The sequence below is a fragment of the Candidatus Thiosymbion oneisti genome, assembly GCF_004359955.1.
GTDB lineage: Bacteria > Pseudomonadota > Gammaproteobacteria > Chromatiales > Chromatiaceae > Thiosymbion > Thiosymbion oneisti.
The window spans coordinates 1-498 of the sequence record NZ_SMSC01000145.1 but is presented as its reverse complement, the minus strand read 5'-3'; the positions used below and the strand labels follow the sequence as shown (position 1 = coordinate 498).

General features: G+C 52.8%; 1 protein-coding gene. It reads left to right on the top strand.

Features of this window, described 5'->3' with window-relative positions; all coding sequences use genetic code 11:
* Nucleotides 1-125 precede the first annotated feature (125 nt).
* Entirely contained in the window at nucleotides 126-353 is a 228-nt protein-coding gene (locus tag E1958_RS19810) for a tyrosine-type recombinase/integrase (RefSeq protein ID WP_133513391.1), read from the top strand.
* Nucleotides 354-498 lie beyond the last annotated feature (145 nt).

Below are 498 nucleotides of genomic sequence, written 5' to 3'. Positions count from 1 at the left end.
CAAATTTATAGTAAATGAGCGTTACAACTTCTTGTTTTAGATTGAAATAATGTGGGGATACGTCAGGGTCTGTCCCCGTTTCCCCCGAGAGGGAAGGTCAAGTCAAACAAGATGGGTGTCCTTTTATTCGGGCGATAAAACGGGCGGTGAGGGAGGCGGGAATCAGTAAGCCGGCGAGCTGTCATTCGTTGCGCCACAGTTTCGCAACGGCGTTGCTGCAGAACGGTTATGACATCCGGACTGTCCAGGAGCTTCTAGGACACAAGGACGTGAAGACCACCATGATTTATACCCGCAGGGGAAAGGGGTCAGGTCTTGACCTGTGCCTTCAAGGGTCACGGATCAAGACCTGACCCCGTTCCCCCGCGTTCCCCCGCTCTCGAGACGCGCTGCCGGCTTGCGTTCGACAACCCCTTCTCGGCGTTGACAAGTCATGGCCTGCACATCATCTTGATTCAGGTCTAATTCGCGTGATATTAATTTGCGCCCAACTTTAGT